The organism is Rathayibacter sp. VKM Ac-2803 (assembly GCF_009807175.1).
Lineage (GTDB): Bacteria > Actinomycetota > Actinomycetes > Actinomycetales > Microbacteriaceae > Rathayibacter.
In genome coordinates this window covers 724961-742138 of sequence record NZ_WUCD01000001.1, presented here as the reverse complement: position 1 = coordinate 742138, position 17178 = coordinate 724961, and the positions used below count along the sequence as shown (strand labels likewise).

Below are 17178 nucleotides of genomic sequence, written 5' to 3'. Positions count from 1 at the left end.
GTGGGCCGGGGTCAGACGGCGACGCGCGGCCGGATGGGCGGCGCGGCGAGGGTGGGGCCGAAGAAGGCGACGTCCATGCGGTCGAGCACGAACTTCACCGCTCCGATCAGCGGGGCGTCGGCGCCGAGCACGGTCGACCGCACGGCGACGTCGAGGGTGCCGAGACCGCGCATCGACGCGGTGACGCGCGGGCGGAGGAGGTCGTCCGCCTCCTCGAGCCCGCCGCCGAGCACGAAGAGGTCGGGCGCGACCGTCCACGCGAGGGTCGACAGCAGCTCGGCGAGGTGGGCGACGAAGGCGTCGAGCTCGCGCAGCGCCTCGGGGTCTCCGGCGCGGGCGGCCTCGACCGAGCGGAGCGCGCGCTCGCGCTCGGAGCGCTGCGGCGAGGTCAGCAGTCCGAACGGAGTGTTCTCCATCCGCCCCGTCGCGAGGGCGCCCGCCTCGACGAGCTCGCCCGCGGCCCCGCGGAAGCCGCGGTGCACCGCGCCGCCGATGACCAGGCCCACGCCGGTGCGGTTCCCGAGGATGCACCAGGCGAAGGCGGCGGAGTCGGCGGCGACACCGCGCCAGCGCTCGGCCAGCGCCGCCAGGTTGGCGTCGTTGTCGGCGAAGACGGGGACGCCGAGGCGCTCGGAGAGGGCATCGGCGAGCGCGAAGCCGTTCCAGCGCGGCGAGTTGACGAGGCGCCGGACGACACCGTCCTCGTCGATCGCGCCACCGGCGGCGACCGCGCCGGCGTGGATCCGCTCGCGGGGCAGTCCCGACGCGGCGACCGCCTCCTCGACCGCGAGGACCGCGTCGTCGACGGCGGCCTCGGGCGAGAGGTAGTCGTGGAGCGCCCGCAGCGAGCGCCCGAGGATGCGGCCGCGGATGTCGCAGACCACCGCGGAGGCGAAGTCGGTGTCGATCCGCACCGCTGCGACGAGCGCGCGGTCGGCGCGGAAGCGGAAGGTGCGCGGCGGGCGGCCGACGTCGGACCTGGCCGGATCCGGAGCCGTCTCGTCGACCCAGCCCTCTTCGCACAGGCGCGCCAGGATCAGCTCGACGGTCCGCCGCGAGAGGGCGACCTCGCGCACCAGCACGGCCATGGTCACCGGCTCGTCGTGCTCGGCGAGCGCGCGCAGGACGACGCCGGAGTTGAGCCGGCGGAGCGTGCTCGGGGCGACCCCGGCCCTCATCGGTGCTCACCGACCAGGGGCAGGACGTCGTCGAAGCGGCCGGCGACGACGGCCGGCTCGACGTCGTAGACGCGGGCGGAGTCGCCGGCCTCGCCGCGGGCGGGCGGCCAGGCCGGGTCCGCGCCGCTGACGAACGCGACGAGCTCGCGGTGCATGGTGGCGGCGAGCGCCGCGGGGGGCGCGTCGCCGAGGACCCGGGTGGTCGCCTCCGCGTCGAGGTGGTCGAAGAAGAAGGGCAGGTCGAGGCAGTGCCCGGCACCGCCGACCGCGGGCGAGACCCAGTCGAACGCGTACAGCCAGGTGGGCGCGGGGCCGTCGGCGCGGTTGCGCGCGGCCTGCACGACCGCGCGGCGGAAGAGCAGGTCGGTGGCCCGCGGCGGCGCGTCGGCGTCGCGCTCGATCCGCGGAGTGTCGAACTCGTCGGCGGTCGCGCCGATCAGGAGGGGCTTGTCGCGCCCCGCCAGAGCGGTGGCCGTCGCGACGGGCTCGGGCAGCAGGTCGTCGCCGGTCACCGGCGCGAAGACGATCGAGGCCCCCGGCATCATCGTGCGGGCGGCGGTCTCCGAGAGCTCGTCGGGGTCGAGGGAGGCGAACCCCGCGCGGTCCGGTGCGACGCCGAGTCCGAGAGCGAAGGCAGAGACCTGCGCGGACGCCTCCGCGAGCGGCACGCTGCGATCGGTCGGCGAGATCGCCACGGCGCGGGCGAACAGCGGCTGCGCCTCGGCGCAGCCGAGCAGCGTGAGCACCGCCCCGCCGCCCGCCGACTGGCCGGCGATCGTGACGCCGGAGGGATCCCCTCCGAACGCCGCGATGTTCGCCTGCACCCAGCGCAGCGCCGCGAGCCAGTCGCGGACCGCGCGGTTCGCGTCGCCCTCGATCACCGCGAAGCCGTCGACGCCGAGCCGGTAGGCGGCCGTGACGACGATCACGCCGTCGCGCGCGAACGCCGAGCCGTCGTGCCAGTCGCTGGAGGCCGCTCCGGTGACGTAGCCGCCGCCGTGCAGGTAGACGAGGACGGGGAGGGAGGAGGCGCCGACGGGCGCGACGACGTTGAGGGTCAGCGTGTCGGCGCCCGGGATCGAGTGCTCGGGGATCGTCGTGAACTCGAACGGGCGCCCGCGCTGCGGCGTGGCTCCGTAGGCGGAGGCGTCGAACGGCTCGGCGAAGCGGGCGCGCGGCTCGGGGGCGCGGAACCGGAGCTCCCCCGTTGGCGCCTCGGCGAACGGCACGCCGAGGAACCGGGCGATGCCTCCCTCGATGCGACCGACCACTGCGCCGCAGGGCGCCTCCACCGAGATGTCCATGCCCACTGCCCCTTCGGCGCCGATCACTCCGGTGCCCGTCACTCCGTTGCCCGTCACTTGAGGCCCGTCGCGACGATACCCTGCACGAAGTAGCGCTGCAGGAGCAGGAAGAGCACCAGCACCGGCAGCATCACCACCACCGCACCGGCCAGCACGAGCCCGTAGTCGGTGACGTTCTGCGAGGCCTGGCTGGTCGCCGCGAGCCCGACCGGGAGGGTGTAGGTCGAGGCGTTCTGGGCCACGAGCAGCGGCCAGATGAAGTTGTTCCACGCCGCCAGGAACGACATGATCGTGACCGTCGCAAGGGCGGGTCCGGCCAGCGGAAGGAACACCTGGGCGAAGATCCGCAGCTCGCTCGCGCCGTCGATCCGCGCGGCCTCGAGCAGCTCCTCCGGGATGCTCTCGGCGAACTGCCGCACGATGAAGATCGAGATCGGCAGCACGAGCGAGGGCAGGGCGATGCCCGCGAGCGTGTTCACGAGGCCGAGCCGCACCGTGACCACGAACTGCGGCACGAAGACCGCCGAGAACGGCATCATCAGTGCGATCAGCACGGCGATCGTCGCGGCCCGCCTGCCCGCGAAGTCGAGCTTGGCCAGCGCGTACCCCGCGGCCGCCGCGGCGACGAGGTTGCCCGCCACCACGATCCCGGCGACCACGAGGCTGTTGCCGAGGTATCCGGTGAAGCCTGCCTGCGAGAACAGCCGCCCGAAGTTCTCGAGCGTCGCCTCGGTCGGGAGCCATGCGCCGGGGTTCGCGCTGATGTCGGCGGTGGTGCGCAGCGATCCCGAGAAGACCCAGACGAACGGCAGGAGGGTGATCACGGCGAGCACCGTCAGCACCGGGTAGAGCACGGCCCGGCGGAGGAGGTCGGACGAGGCGCGGGTGCGCGAGGGGGGCTCCGGCTCGATCCGCGGCGGCGGCGAGACGGGAGCGAGAGGAGGGGCGGTGACGGTCATGAGCGGGACCTCAGCAGACGGAACTGCAGCACGCTGACGAGCGCGACGATGAGCAGGAGGAGGAACGACGCGGCGGAGGAGACGCCGATGTTGCCGAAGCCGAACTGGTGGTAGGTGTACAGCGCCATCGACTCCGTGGAGCCGAGCGGACCGCCTCCGGTGAGCAGGTAGGGCTCGTCGAACACCTGGAGGAAGAACACCGAGAGCAGCACCGAGACGAGCAGCGTCGTGGGCATCAGCAGCGGCACGGTGATCGACACCAGCCGGCGCCAGGGCCCGGCCCCGTCGAGGGAGGCCGCCTCGTGCACGTCCTCGGGGACCGACTGCAGGCCGGCGAGGAAGAGCAGCATCGCGGTGCCGAAGTTGCGCCAGATCCCGAGGAGGATGACGACCGGCATCGCGAGGTTCTCGTCGCCGAGCCAGTTGGGGCCGGCGAACCCGATCGCTCCGAGGAACTCGTTGATCGTGCCGTTCTGGTTGAACGCGTACTGCCAGATCAGCGCCACCGAGACGATGTTGGTGACGACCGGGGCGTAGAACAGCGCGCGGAAGACGCCGCGCAGCCTCCGGATGCCCGTGTCGAGCGCCAGAGCCAGCACGAAGCCGACCGCCATCGTCACCGGCACCCCGATGACGACGAAGTACAGAGTGTTCGCCACCGAGCGGAGGAACGCCGCGTCGCCCAGCAGCACCGCGTAGTTCTCGAGACCCGTGAAGTCGACGCCGAACGGCTGCTGCAGGTCGGCGCCGCGGATGTCGGTGACGCTCATCGCGAGCGACGCGATCACCGGGATCGCGGTGAAGACTCCGAAGATCACCGCGAAGGGCGCGAGGAACAGCCAGGCGATGCCGGTGTGCCGGCCGTGCCGCTGCCGTGCGACGGGCTTGCCGGCGAGTGCGGTCACAGCCACGCGGTCACTCCGTGCCGATCGAGGCGGCCTGCTGCTGGGCGGCGGCCATCGCGTCGGCGGCCGTCTCCTTGCCGCGGGCGACCTTCTCCATCTCCTGGCCGAGGACCGTGGAGACCTGGGTCCACGTGGTGACGGCGGGCAGCGGCTCGACGTCCTGGAGCTGGGTGAAGAAGGCGGTGAGCAGCGGCTGGTCGGCGATCGAGGGGTCGCTCCACGCGTCGACGACGGCGGGCATGCTGCCGGCGGCCGCGTACTGCGCGACCTGGGTGTCCTCCTGCGCCATCTCGCGCACGACCTTCCAGGCCGAGCTCGCGTTGTCGGAGGCGGCGGTCACGCCCCAGCTGCCGCCGGCGAGCTGGCCCGACCCGCTGTCGGGTCCGGCCGGGAGCACGGCGGTCGCGATGTGCGAGGTGGTCCAGCCCTCCTCCGCGGCGGTGTCGTCGAGCGTCGCCACGACCCACGGGCCGCTGATCATCGAGCCGGTCTGCCCCGAGACGAGGTAGGGCTGCGCGTCGAGGAACTGCGGGGTGTCGGGCGAGGAGACGCCGGAGGAGAAGAAGGAGGCGTTGAACTCGGCCGCCGCGATCATCTCGGGGCTGTCGAGCTGCCACTCCGAGCCGTCGTCGCTGAGCAGGTCGGCGCCCGCCTGGTGCGCGAAGGTCGCGAGGGTCTGGCCGTTGTAGGTGTCCCAGCCGACGTCGGCGCCGTAGCCCGACTCGGCGCCGCCGGCCTCGAGGCCCTGGAAGAACGGGAGCGTCTCGTCCCAGGTGGTCGGGGCGGTGACTCCGCCGGCCTCCGCGAAGTCGGAGCGGTAGATCAGGACGCGCGTGTAGGCGTACCAGGGCACCGAGTAGGTGGTGCCGTCGTACTCGCCGGCGTCCCAGGAGCCCTCGAAGAAGCTGTCGGAATCGACCAGGTCGTCGGGCACGGGGGCGAAGGCGTCGGAGGCGAGGAACTGCGTCTGCGCCTCGGTGTAGAGGAACGCGATGTCGGGCGCGGTGCCGGCGGCGACGGCGGTCTGCAGCTTGGTGTTGTACTCGTCGGAGGGCACCAGGGTCACCTCGAGATCGAGGTCGGGGTTCTCGGCCTCGTAGTCGGCGAGGACGGTGTCGAGCTGCTTCGCGTCGCCGTCGGGGGCCCAGAGGGTGACGGTGCCGGTGGCGGCGGAGTCGTCGACGGTGAGGTCGGCGGAGGCGGCGGCACCGGAGTCGGAGCCGCGGCCGCAGCCGGCGAGCGCGAGGGCGGTGACGGCGAGGACGCCGCCGGTGAGGAGGAGGCGGGAGCGGTGCGGGGCGGTGCGCGTCATGAGGGCTCCTGTTGTTGTGCTACTTCGTAGCGGAAGTGGAGGGAGGAGTCGCACGCGATCCGCGCGGTCGGCGGAGTTATGCGATGTTGTAGCGAAACTGCCTCGAGAAGAACCCGGCCGCAGCCGGGTCGTGTCCGACGGTAGACGCCGCCTGTTTCGGCGGCGTTTCCCGCGGGGCACGTTCTGATGACGTGGGCTGCGGGGCGCGGCTCCCCCTCACCGATCGAGTGGCCCGCGCAGCGGGCGTATCGAGATCCACCGGCGTCGGAAGGCGCGGCGTGCAGACCACCCGTCTGAAGCGGGCGGGTCTCGATACGTCCCTGCGGGGCTACTCGACCAGCGTGCTCGGGCGCACGAGGGTCGGGATGGCACGGCGCTCGATACGCCCCTGCGGGGCAGGCTACGGGCGGACGAGCGTCTTGATGGCGCGGCGCTCGTCCATGGCGGCGTACGCCTCCGCGATCTCGTCGAGGGGCAGCTCGAGGTCGAAGACGAGGCCCGGCTCGATCGCGCCGCTCAGCACGTCGGGGAGGAGCTCGGCCATGTAGCCGCGGACGGGCGCGACGCCTCCGTTGACGCCGACGTTCGAGCCGAACATCTGGCGCACGGGCAGCTCGGGGCCGCCGTTGGGGACGCCGACGTAGCCGACCATGCCGCCGGGGCGGGCGGAGTCGAGGGCCTGCTGCATCGACTCCTTGGTGCCGACGCACTCGAGGACGCAGTCGGCGCCGATGCCGCCGGTGAGCTCGCGGACGGCCGCGACGCCCTCGTCGCCGCGGGTGTCGACGATGTGGGTCGCTCCGAAGCGCGTGGCGAGGGCCTGCCGGGAGGCGTGCCGCGACATCGCGATGATCGTGGTCGCGCCGAGGCGCTTCGCGGCGAGCACGGCGCAGAGGCCGACCGCTCCGTCGCCGACGACCGCGACGGTCGAGCCCGCCGAGACTCCGGCCGAGACGGCGGCGTGGTGACCGGTGCCCATCACGTCGGCGAGCGTCAGCAGGCTGGGGATGAGGGCCGGGTCGGGATCGGTCCCGACGCGGAAGAGCGTGCCGTCGGCGAGCGGAACGCGCACCTTCTCGCCCTGTGCGCCGTCGGCGAAGCCCTGCTCGCCGACCTCGGTGCCCCACCAGCCGCCGGTCAGGCACGAGGTGGAGACGCCGTTGGCGCAGTTGGCGCAGGTGCCGTCGCAGATGTAGAACGGCGCGATGACGAAGTCGCCCGGGGCGATGTCGTGCACGTCGTCGCCGACCGACTCGACGACTCCGACGAACTCGTGGCCGATGCGGTGCGCCTCCTTCGTCGGGGTCACGCCGCGATAGGGCCACAGGTCGGAGCCGCAGACGCACGCCGCCGTGACGCGCACGATCGCGTCGCGCCCGGTCGAGAGCACGGGGTCGGGGACCTCCTCGAGTCGGATGTCGCGCTCGCCGTGGATGAGTGTTGCTCGCATGGGGACTCCCTGGTCGGAGAGGTGGATGGGGTGCCTCCACGCTACGCCGGAGGGGCGACGGACGAGGGCGGGGCTGCGGCGGCGCTCACGGGGGCGCCTCCTCCCAGCCGTCGCTGCCGACGACGACGTGCGCGAGGAAGCGCAGGCCGCACGCCTCCGCCCCCTCGATCAGGGCGCGGGTCGCCGCGCGGTCGGACGGCAGCACGTGGGCTTCGCCCGGGTGCGAGTGCGCGAGCGCGACGGTGGCGGCGCCCCGCGCGAGGACCTCGGCGAGCACGCCGGAGACGGGGAGGTCGGCGTGCGCGGGCGGCCCGTCGGCGAGGGTCAGCACGTCGCGCACGGCGCCGGCCTCGGTGAGCGCGACGGCGAGGACCGTCTCGGCGGGGCGGGCGGCGAGAAGGGGCGTCACGAGGGCGGCGAGGGTCGCGGCGTCGAGGACGCGGGCGGTGCGGCCGACGCGGTTCATCCTCCGCCGCAGCTCGAAGGAGGCGACGATGCGGCAGGCGGCGACCTCGCCGATGCCGCGATGACGGACGAGATCGGCGACCCCGGCCCGCGAGACAGCGTCGATGCCGCCGAAGCGCGCGAGGAGCTGCTGGGCGACGACGGTCGCGTTGGCCCCTCTGACGCCGGTGCCGATCAGGATCGCGAGGGTCTCCGCGTCGGTCAGCGATGCGGCTCCGTGGGCGCGCAGCCGCTCGCGCGGGCGCTGCTCGGGAGCGAGATCGGCCATGCGGGGACTCGCGGGCGGCACGAGAGGAGGAGGCATGGGCGCGACGCTACCGACCCGCGCTCCCCGCCGATCCGCGGATCCTCGCAGCTGTGGACGGATCGCCTCCTCCCCCGCCCTGTGGAGGAGCGCCGCCCCGTCGAGTCCGCAGGTACGCCGAGTACTCGAGAGTTGCGGTAGTCGAGCGCGACTACCGCAACTTCTGAGGAACGGGCGGAGCCGGCGGCCTACGCCGCGGCGGCCAGCCCGGCCGACACCGTGAGCGCGTCGCCGTCGTCGGCGACCTCGACCAGCACCACGTCGCCGTCGCGGATCGAGCCGTCGAGCAGCGCCGTCGCCAGCTTGTCGTCGATCTCGTGCTGCATCAGGCGGCGCAGCGGCCTCGCCCCGTACTGCGGGTCGTAGCCGCGCTCGGCCAGCCACCCGCGCGCGGCGGGCGTCACCGCGAGCTCGAGCCGCCGCTCCCCCAGGCGGCACGAGAGCCGGTCGACGTAGAGCGACACGATCTCGCCGAGCTCTGTGCGGTCGAGCGCCTGGAAGATCACGATGTCGTCGAGGCGGTTCACGAACTCGGGCTTGAAGGCCTGGCGCACCATCTGCTGCACCGCCTCCTCCTTCTGCGACCGCGACAGGGTCGGGTCGATCAGGAACTGCGAGCCGAGGTTCGAGGTGAGGATCAGGATCGTGTTGCGGAAGTCGACCGTCCGCCCCTGCCCGTCCGTCAGCCGGCCGTCGTCGAGCACCTGCAGCAGGATGTCGAACACCTCGGGGTGCGCCTTCTCGACCTCGTCGAGCAGCACCACCGAGTACGGGCGGCGCCGCACCGCCTCCGTCAGCTGACCGCCCTGCTCGTAGCCGATGTAGCCGGGAGGGGCGCCGACGAGCCGCGAGACGGCGAACTTCTCGCCGTACTCGGACATGTCGATGCGCACCATCGCCTTCTCGTCGTCGAAGAGGTGGTCGGCGAGCGCCTTCGCCAGCTCGGTCTTGCCGACACCCGTCGGGCCGAGGAACAGGAAGGAGCCGGTGGGCCGGTCGGGGTCCGAGATGCCCGCTCGGGTGCGGCGGACCGCGTCCGACACCGCGGACACCGCCTCGTTCTGCCCGATGAGGCGGCGGTGCAGCTCGGTCTCGAGGTGCAGCAGCTTCTCGGTCTCGCCCTGCAGGAGGCGGCCGACGGGGATGCCGGTCCACGCGGCGATGACGGCGGCGATGTCATCGGCCGTCACCTGCTCGTTGACCATGCGGCCCTCGACGGGCTCCTCCTCCTTCTCGGCGGCGGCGAGCTCGCGCTCGATCACCGGGATGTCGCCGTAGAGCAGACGGGAGGCGCGCTCGAGCTTGCCCTCGCGCTGGGCGCGCTCGGCCTCGATCCGCAGGGCGTCGAGCTTGTTCTTGAGGTCGCCGACGCGGTTGAGGGAGGCGCGCTCGCGCTCCCAGCGCTGCTGCAGCTCGTCGAGCTGGGCGCCGCGGCGGGCGAGATCCTCGCGCAGCTTCTCGAGTCGCGCCTTCGAGGCCTCGTCCTTCTCCTTCTTCAGCGCGAGCTCCTCGAGCTTCAGCCGGTCGACGGAGCGGCGCAGCTCGTCGATCTCGACCGGTGCGGAGTCGATCTCCATCCGCAGACGCGACGCGGCCTCGTCGATGAGGTCGATGGCCTTGTCGGGCAGCTGGCGGGCGGTGATGTAGCGGTTCGAGAGCGACGCGGCGGCCACGAGCGCGGCATCCGCGATGGCGACCTTGTGGTGCGCCTCGTAGCGCTCCTTGAGCCCGCGGAGGATCGCGACCGTGTCCTCGACGGTCGGCTCGCCGACGAACACCTGCTGGAACCGGCGCTCGAGGGCCGCGTCCTTCTCGATGTACTGGCGGTACTCGTCGAGGGTGGTCGCGCCGATCATCCGCAGCTCACCGCGCGCCAGCATCGGCTTGAGCATGTTCGCCGCCGCGACCGAGCCGTCGCCGCCGCCCGCGCCCATCAGGGTGTGCAGCTCGTCGATGAAGGTGATGATGCGGCCGTCGGAGTCGTTGATCTCCTTCAGGACGGCCTTGAGGCGCTCCTCGAACTCGCCGCGGTACTTCGCGCCGGCGATCAGCGCCGAGAGGTCGAGGCTGACGAGGCGCTTGTCCTTCAGGCTGTCGGCGACGTCGCCCGCCACGATCCGCTGGGCGAGGCCCTCGACGACGGCCGTCTTGCCGACGCCGGGCTCACCGATGAGGACGGGGTTGTTCTTGGTGCGGCGCGTGAGCACCTGGCTGACGCGCCGGATCTCGGCGTCGCGACCGATGACCGGGTCGAGCTTGCCGCTCGCCGCGATCGCTGTGAGGTCGACGCCGTACTGCTCGAGGGCGGACTGCTCGCCCTGCTGACCGGCCTGCATCTGGTGATCTCCTCCGTGGTGATCGAAAGTTGAGTTCGACTGACTCAACTTTACCGCGCGTGGCTGTATTCCCGGGCGGAGACGCGATTCCCGCCGGTGCGCACTCAGGCCGTGCGGAGCTCGCCGCCGCGGAGCGTGCGCAGCGCCTCGCGGAGGACCACGCGGAGTCGCGGCTCGCCGATCCCGGTGAGCGCGGCGATCTCTGGCTGCGTGTAGCGGCCGGCTGCGGCGAGGAGGAGGAGCTCGCGGTCGGGGCAGCTCAGGCCGAGCACGTCGTCGCCGAGCGGGCGGCGGGCGAGGCCGCGCGCCGAGCCGAGCGTCTCGCAGAGCACCTCGAGCAGCCAGAGCACGGGCCGATCGGAGGCGGCGCCGTCTCGAGCGCGCCGCCAGACCTCGGTGAACGCCTCGGTGCAGAGCCGGTCCCGAACGGTGGGGTCGGTGTGCACGGTCGCGACGGAGGCGGCGAACAGCGGAGCGAAGCGGTCGTAGAGCTCGGCGAACGCGGCTCGGTCGCCCGAGGCCACGGCCCGGAGGAGGCGCGACGCCTCCTCGACCGGTGCCGGGCAGCTCTGCCCGTCGATCTCTGCACTCACCTGCTCAGCGTGTCACCGAGACGAGGACGGCGGGACCGCTTGCGCAGATCGACGGACCCGGGTAGCACCCGCGATCGGGTGACGACACCGAGACTCCGGGTCGAGACGCGTTCACAACCGAGGAGGAGAGGGGCCGAGACCGCGCTGCGGGGTCGATCGCCCGCCTCCGCCTCGGTTCTGCACGCCGGAGAGGTCAGAGGCGCGGCCAGCGCGCCCGCGCGAAGCAGAACACGCCGTACGCGATCAGTCCGACCGCGACTCCGCTGAGCAGCGGCACCCCGAACGGCAGCTCGACGAGCGACTTCAGCGCCTCGTCGAGCCCGCCCGCCTGGGACGGGTCGTGCTGCACCGCGGCGAGGATGACGAGCACCCCGAGGACCGCGAGGACGACGCCCTTCGCCGCGTAGCCGACGATGCCGAGCCAGGTGACGACCGTGCCGGTCGTGCCCGCAGGCGTCGCGATGTTCTTCAGGAACCTCTTGGTGACTCCGCGGTACACGAAGACGCCGCCCACGACGAGGATCGCGAGTCCCACGATCACGAGGAGCACCACGCCGCCCGGCGCCTGGAGCACCTGCGCGCTCGCGCTCTCGGACGACTGCGACGAGCTCGAGCTGCCGCCCATCGCGAAGCGGAGGGTCGTGACGCCCAGCGCGGCGTAGACGATCGCCTTGGCCGCCTCCTTCGCGCGCTTGCCCCAGGTCTCGGCGGCGCTGTCGCCGGGCGAGACGAGGAAGACCTCGAGGACGCCCCACAGAGCGAGTCCGAGGAGGCCGATGGCGCAGACCCACAGCACGACGACTCCGCCCGGCTGCGCGGCGAGGGCGCTGAGGGCGCCGGTCTGGTCGGCCTCGCCGCCGCCTCCGCGCGCGACTCCGAGCGCGATGCCTCCGATGAGGAGGTGCACGAGTCCGTTCGCGGCGAAGCCGAAGCGCGCCAGTGTGCGCACCGCCGTCGAGTCCTGCGCCTCGTTCGCCGTGCGCTTGGCCTGATGTCCCGCCTGAGTATTCACAGGCTGGACCGTATCCGTTTCCACATCCCCGCACAGCCCCCTTGCACCCCGTGCTCAGCGCTGTGCGGCGGATGCGGCGCCACCCGGGCACCGGTGGTCACCGGGTTGTCCACACCTCTCCACAGGGTTATCCACACCTGTGGACGGGGGTAGCAAGGTGCACCGGGGAACCCTGCACCGCTGAGGGAGCCGACCCGCGCGGGCGGCCTGGTCGGCCCGGGGTTCCCTCGCCGCCGAGCCTGCGGCCGGCCCGGCTCAGACGTCGACGGCGTGGACCAGGCCGTCCTGCACGCTGCCCAGCCAGTCGTAGACGCTGCGGATCGCGGCGGCGTTCTCACCCTCGGGCTCGACGTCGTCGGTGTCGACGATGCCGAGGCGCACCGCGAGGGCGAGCCGCATGTCGGTGAGCGCGCGGAGCCAGGAGAGGGCCGGGCCGGGCTCGAGCCGGACCGCGACCTCGCCGAGCCCGGCGAAGATCCGACCGTGCCCCGAGCCGTCGCCGGCGTCGAGCGCCGCGGTGATCGCGCGCGCGTCGTCCATCTTGCGGCCGGCCAGGTCGGCGCCGGTGAAGCGGCGGAACTCCGCCGCCGCCTCGGCGTCGTCGCGGTAGGCGTCGGGCAGCAGCCGGGCGAGTGCCGGGTCGGAGCGCGCCTCCTCAGAGGTGGCGCCGCGGTCGAGCAGCTCGAGCATCTCGCCGGCGAGGTGGCGGAGGATGCCCGCCTCCTCGCGGTCGAAGCGGGCGACGGCGGCACCGGAGGAGTCGCGGCGGAACGCGCGCATCAGACTCCGCCGTTCACTGCGCGTCGGCCGCTCACGCGTCGGCCCTCTGCAGCGTCGCCCACAGGCCGTAGCCGTGCATCGCCTCCACGTGCCGCTCCATCTCCTCGCGGTTGCCGGTCGCGACGACCGCGCGACCCTCCGTGTGCACCTGCAGCATGAGCCGCTCGGCCTCGGCGCGGCCGAAGCCGAAGTAGCTGCGGAAGACGTAGGACACGTACGACATCAGGTTGACCGGGTCGTCCCAGACGAGCACGATCCACGGCACCTCGGCCGCGGAGCGGGTCCCCACGCGCTCGTCGGGGCGCTCGATCGTGTCAGCCATCCCGTCCAGCCTAGGTCTGCGCGCGGTCACCCCCGGCGAGACTCCACGAGTCGTCATGCCCGCCGATCCGCCCGCCCACTCCTCGAAAGTCGCGGTAGTCGAGCGCGACTACCGCGACTTTCGCGGAATCGGGGCGGGCGGGGAGCGCGGGCGGCGTCAGGCCGAGAGCTTCGGCAGCACCTCGCGGGCGAAGAAGTCGACGTGGTCGAGGTCGCGCAGGTCCATGAACTGCAGGTAGACCCGCTCGGCGCCGGCCTCGCGGAGCGACTCGAGGCGGTCGACCGTCTCGTCGACGCCGCCCGCGATGCCGTGCTCGCGCAGCTCGGCCGGCTCGCGGCCGATCGCCGCGGCACGGCGCGTGAACTCGGCCTCGTCGCCTCCGCCGACCGCGATGAGCGCGACCGAGTGCACGAGGGAGGAGGGCTCGCGCCCGATCTCGCGGCAGGCGTCGTCGACGCGCGCGAAGGCCCCCGGGATCGCGTCGAACTCGGGGAACGGCAGGTTGAACTCGCTGGCGAAGCGGGCCGCGAGGGCCGGCGTGCGCTTGGGTCCGCCTCCGCCGACGATGACCGGCAGCGGGAGACGCACCGGCTTGGGCAGCGCCGGTGAGTCGGTCAGCGTGTAGTGCTCGCCCGCGAACGAGTAGCGCTCGCCGACCGGAGTCGACCAGAGGCCGGTGACGATCTCGAGCTGCTCCTCGAGCAGGTCGAAGCGGCGCGACGGGAACGGGATGCCGTACGCGGCGTGCTCCTCCTCGAACCAGCCGGTGCCGAGTCCGAGCTCGACGCGTCCGCCCGACATCGCGTCGACCTGCGCGACCTGGATCGCGAGGATGCCGGGCGGGCGGTAGGTGACGGAGGAGACCAGGGTGCCGAGCGCGATCCGCTCGGTCTCGCGCGCGAGGCCCGCGAGGCTCGTCCAGGCGTCGGTCGGGCCGTAGCCGGGGTCGCCGTCGCCCATCCGGAGGTAGTGGTCGGAGCGGAAGAAGCCGTCGTAGCCGAGCGACTCGGTCGCCTGCGCGATGGCGAGGAGGTCGTCGTAGCTCGCGCCCTGCTGGGGTTCGGTGAAGACTCTGAACTGCATCGCTCCAGCCTGCCGCACGGCGGGCGGGTTCGGGGCGGCGGCTCGGCGCGACTGCGTCCTCTCCGTGTGCGATCTCTAGAAGGCGCGCGTGCGATCTGCAGGAGGCGCGCGTGCGATTCGCAGGCGATCGCGCGGATGTGGTCGATCCTGCGTGCATCCGACCGCCGCTCCGCGGGGATCGCCTGCAGACCGCACGACCGCCTGCAGACCGCACCGTCGCCGCGCCGGGTCGAGGTCGGCGGCGATCGGCGCGTACCTTCTGAACGGGACGAGCCGCAGACCCTCGCGCCCCAGGAGGCCTCCGCATGACCACGCCGCTCCGCTTCAACGCGTTCGTGATGAACACCCCCTCGCACACCCACCACGGTCAGTGGCGGCGACCGGAGGCGCGCCACGAGTCGTTCGAGGACCTCTCGTACTGGGTCGAGATCGCGCAGACGCTCGAGCGCGGCGTCTTCGACGCGATCTTCTTCGCCGACGTCGTCGGCACCTACGGCCCGGTCGGCGCCTCGCTCGAGGTGAACGCGCGCGAGGGGCTGCAGCTCCCCAACAACGACCCGTCGATCCTGCTCGCCGCGCTGATCGGCTCGACCGAGCACCTCGGCCTCGCGATGACGAGCTCGATCCTGCAGGCGCACCCGTTCGAGTTCGCCCGGCGGATGTCGACCCTCGACCACCTGTCGAAGGGCCGCGTCGCCTGGAACATCGTCACCAGCTACCAGGAGAACGCCGCCCGCAACTTCGGGCTCGGCCGCCTGACCGAGCACGACGCGCGCTACGCGCAGGCCGAGGAGTACCTCGACGTCGTCTACAAGCTCTGGGAGGGGTCGTGGGACGACGACGCGTCCTCGCGCGACAAGTCCGGCGCCTTCTCGCGCCCCGAGGCGATCCACCGGATCGACCACGTCGGCGAGCACTACCGCGTCGAGGGCCCCCACCTGTCGGCCCCGTCGCCGCAGCGCACGCCGTACCTCTTCCAGGCCGGCTCCTCTCCCGCGGGCCGCGCTTTCGCCGCGCGGCACGCCGAGGCGCAGTTCGTCGGCGGATCGACGATCGAGCAGACCCGCGAGCTGATCGCCTCGACGCGCGCGCTCACCGTGGCGGCGGGCCGGGACGCGGACGACGTGCTCTTCTTCGCTCCCCTCTCGATCATCGTCGGCAGCACCGAGCGGGAGGCCCGCGAGCGCGAGGCCGAGATCGACGCGCACACGAGCATCGAGGCGCACCTTCTGCACGCGGGGATGAGCGTCGACCAGGCCGACGGGCACCCGTTCCCGCCCGAGACGAGGCTCCGCGACATCACGACGAACGGCAACCGCAGCACGCTCGAGTCGATGATCCGCCTGCTGCCCGACCGCGACGCGACGGTCGCCGATCTCGGGCGTCTCGCCGTCAAGCGGCACCCGCGCCTGGTCGGCACTCCCGACCAGGTCGCCGACGGGCTCGCCGAGCTGCGCGACGCCGGCGTCGACGGGATCAACCTCACGCACTGGACGCTGCCCGGCACCTACGTCGACATCGTCGACCACCTGATGCCGGTGCTGCAGGCGCGCGGGCTGGCGCGCTCGCACTACGAGCCCGGCGGGCTGCGCGAGCGCCTCACCGGCTCGCCGCGCGTGAGCCCGCGGCACCCGGCTGCCCGCTACCGCGGCGCCTTCCGCGCCTGACCGGCCCCTCCATTCCTCAGAAGTTGCGGTAGTCGCGCTCGACTACCGCAACTTCTGAGGAATCGCGGGCTACTGCGTGTTGGTGAAGATGGCGTCCTGGTAGTCGAAGCTCGGGCTGAGCTGCATGACGATGCTCGCCGGATCCGTGAGCGAGTACGCCTCCTTCCACGTGACCGTGCCGCCGGGCAGGATCACGGTCGAGGGGCTCGTGCTGATGTCGCCGGCCACACCGTCGGTGTCGAAGATGCGCGACGCCTCCACTCCGCCCGAGGAGACGTCGGCGTAGGTGAAGGGGTCGAGGTTCTGGGCGGAGCCGTTCGTGATGGTGAGGGTGAAGACGACGTTCACCGCCTGGTCGGCGCCGGCCGCGTACTCCGTGGGCGTGAACTCGGCGGGCGCCGAGACCGAGAGGGTGACACCGTCGGTGTAGGTGAAGGTCTCGCCGAAGCCGACGGTCAGGTCGTCGGTGGCGGCGGGAGGCGCCTCCTCGGCGGGCTCCTCGTCGAGCGGCAGCGGCTCGGCGGTCGCCGACGTGGAGGGCGCGGAGAAGTCGCTGCTGTCGAAGTCGTCCAGAGTGCTCGCGAGCTGCACGACGGCGACGATCGTGACGACGACCGCGATCAGGAAGCCGAGGACGCTCAGCACGAGGCCGGTGATCGAGAAGCCGCGCGGCGCCTTGCGGCGCACGAGCGCGATGATGCCGACGACCACTCCGGCGATCGCGACGGGGAAGGCGAGCCCGAACACGAGCGGCAGCACGGCCAGTACGACGGAGACGATGCCGAGCACCAGCGCGGTGATCGCGAGTCCGCTGCGCGCCGGAGCCGGCGGCGGTCCGTACGCCGGGAGCGGCGCGTCGTTCGGCTCGGGAGCGGGCTGAGCAGGCGGGGCGGGGGGCGGCGGCATCGACATGCCGTCAGTATGCCAGCGCTGGGAAACCCCTGAGGGTGTCGCTCCAGGTGCTGGTGATCGGCCCTTCCACGGGGCTCTTCCGCTCGACCGCGCCCGCGGGAACGGGCGCGGGGCCGGTCAGCTGGGCGACGGAACGGCGGGCATCTCCTCGGGGTCGTCGTCGTCCGCGGTGCCCGGAGTCTCGGCCTCGTCGATCTCGGCCGGGTCCTCCGGCGGCACCGGCAGGGAGTCGCCGTCGGGGCGGGTGGTGTCGGTGACGTCCTCGGGGGCGTCGAATCCGAAGCTGCTCATGGTCGCCTCTCCGCAGCGCGCCGGGGAGGCGTCGCCGCTGTCCGCAGCCTAGGTCGCGCATCCGGAGCGGTCAGGGCCTTGACGGCGGCCGGCCCGCAGCGCCGACCTCGGGCTCGCAGGATCCCGTTCGGCTCGCAGGACTCGACCCACACAGCACCTTCGGCTCGCAGAATCAGGCCGGGCACGTCAGAACCGCGGGATTCCGCGAGCCGAACCCGGTTCGACGAGCCGAAGGTCACTCCACGCCGGGCCCGGCTCGCAGAACCATGTCCGGCTCGCCAGAACCGCCGAATCCCGCGAGCCGA

The 17178-nt window shown here is 72.7% G+C and carries 16 protein-coding genes; 1 reads left to right on the top strand and 15 read right to left on the bottom strand.

Translation table 11 applies throughout. The features are described from left to right. Positions 1–11: 11 nt before the first annotated feature. The 13 genes from GRS96_RS03420 to GRS96_RS03360 all read right to left on the bottom strand — a co-directional run bounded on the left by GRS96_RS03420 (position 12) and on the right by GRS96_RS03360 (position 14003). Positions 12–1178 carry an ROK family transcriptional regulator gene (locus tag GRS96_RS03420; RefSeq protein ID WP_159855856.1) on the bottom strand — a complete coding sequence of 389 codons (1167 nt, stop codon included), beginning with the start codon at positions 1176–1178 and terminating at the stop codon, positions 12–14. Then, positions 1175–2539: a carboxylesterase family protein gene (locus tag GRS96_RS03415; protein ID WP_159987723.1), complete on the bottom strand. Its 1365-nt coding sequence runs from the start codon at positions 2537–2539 to the stop codon at positions 1175–1177. Before GRS96_RS03415 ends, GRS96_RS03420 begins: the two co-directional genes overlap by 4 nt. Next, complete coding sequence (locus GRS96_RS03410; protein ID WP_159987722.1) at positions 2536–3441, bottom strand: carbohydrate ABC transporter permease; 906 nt, start codon at positions 3439–3441, stop codon at positions 2536–2538. The genes GRS96_RS03415 and GRS96_RS03410 overlap by 4 nt, the downstream gene beginning before the upstream one ends. Further along, positions 3438–4352: a carbohydrate ABC transporter permease gene (locus tag GRS96_RS03405; RefSeq protein ID WP_327437436.1), complete on the bottom strand. Its 915-nt coding sequence runs from the start codon at positions 4350–4352 to the stop codon at positions 3438–3440. Before GRS96_RS03405 ends, GRS96_RS03410 begins: the two co-directional genes overlap by 4 nt. 4 nt (positions 4353–4356) lie before the next feature. After that, positions 4357–5658: an extracellular solute-binding protein gene (locus tag GRS96_RS03400; protein WP_159987721.1), complete on the bottom strand. Its 1302-nt coding sequence runs from the start codon at positions 5656–5658 to the stop codon at positions 4357–4359. Between the two features lie 400 nt (positions 5659–6058). Beyond that, a complete protein-coding gene (locus tag GRS96_RS03395; protein ID WP_159855864.1) occupies positions 6059–7108 on the bottom strand; it encodes a zinc-dependent alcohol dehydrogenase family protein in 1050 nt (349 codons plus the stop codon). An 85-nt stretch (positions 7109–7193) separates the two neighbouring features. Next, a complete protein-coding gene (locus tag GRS96_RS03390; RefSeq protein ID WP_159987720.1) occupies positions 7194–7877 on the bottom strand; it encodes a JAB domain-containing protein in 684 nt (227 codons plus the stop codon). Positions 7878–8065: 188 nt separating this feature from the next. Beyond that, complete coding sequence (locus GRS96_RS03385) at positions 8066–10213, bottom strand: ATP-dependent Clp protease ATP-binding subunit (RefSeq protein WP_159987719.1); 2148 nt, start codon at positions 10211–10213, stop codon at positions 8066–8068. 104 nt (positions 10214–10317) lie between these two features. Further along, the gene (locus GRS96_RS03380; RefSeq protein WP_159855870.1) at positions 10318–10806 is read right to left on the bottom strand and encodes a hypothetical protein; all 489 of its coding nucleotides are present in this window, start codon (positions 10804–10806) and stop codon (positions 10318–10320) included. Positions 10807–10999: 193 nt separating this feature from the next. Beyond that, positions 11000–11818, bottom strand: a complete 819-nt coding sequence (locus GRS96_RS03375; protein ID WP_159855872.1) for a DUF1206 domain-containing protein — start codon at positions 11816–11818, stop codon at positions 11000–11002. A gap of 255 nt (positions 11819–12073) precedes the next feature. Further along, positions 12074–12598 (bottom strand): DUF2017 domain-containing protein, encoded by a 525-nt coding sequence (locus GRS96_RS03370; RefSeq protein WP_159987718.1) that lies wholly within the window; start codon positions 12596–12598, stop codon positions 12074–12076. 31 nt (positions 12599–12629) lie between these two features. Continuing rightward, positions 12630–12920 (bottom strand): ATP-dependent Clp protease adapter ClpS, encoded by a 291-nt coding sequence (gene clpS / locus GRS96_RS03365; RefSeq protein WP_159855876.1) that lies wholly within the window; start codon positions 12918–12920, stop codon positions 12630–12632. Between the two features lie 156 nt (positions 12921–13076). Continuing rightward, the gene (locus GRS96_RS03360) at positions 13077–14003 is read right to left on the bottom strand and encodes an LLM class F420-dependent oxidoreductase (RefSeq protein WP_159987717.1); all 927 of its coding nucleotides are present in this window, start codon (positions 14001–14003) and stop codon (positions 13077–13079) included. Between the two features lie 305 nt (positions 14004–14308). Here GRS96_RS03360 and GRS96_RS03355 point away from each other — a divergent pair, with 305 nt between their 5' ends. After that, positions 14309–15670: an NtaA/DmoA family FMN-dependent monooxygenase gene (locus GRS96_RS03355; protein WP_159855880.1), complete on the top strand. Its 1362-nt coding sequence runs from the start codon at positions 14309–14311 to the stop codon at positions 15668–15670. Between the two features lie 69 nt (positions 15671–15739). On the opposite strand, the gene GRS96_RS03350 is transcribed toward GRS96_RS03355, so the two are convergent. Next, positions 15740–16582: a DUF4190 domain-containing protein gene (locus GRS96_RS03350; RefSeq protein WP_159987716.1), complete on the bottom strand. Its 843-nt coding sequence runs from the start codon at positions 16580–16582 to the stop codon at positions 15740–15742. A 117-nt stretch (positions 16583–16699) separates the two neighbouring features. Continuing rightward, a complete protein-coding gene (locus tag GRS96_RS03345; protein WP_159855884.1) occupies positions 16700–16873 on the bottom strand; it encodes a hypothetical protein in 174 nt (57 codons plus the stop codon). Positions 16874–17178 lie beyond the last annotated feature (305 nt).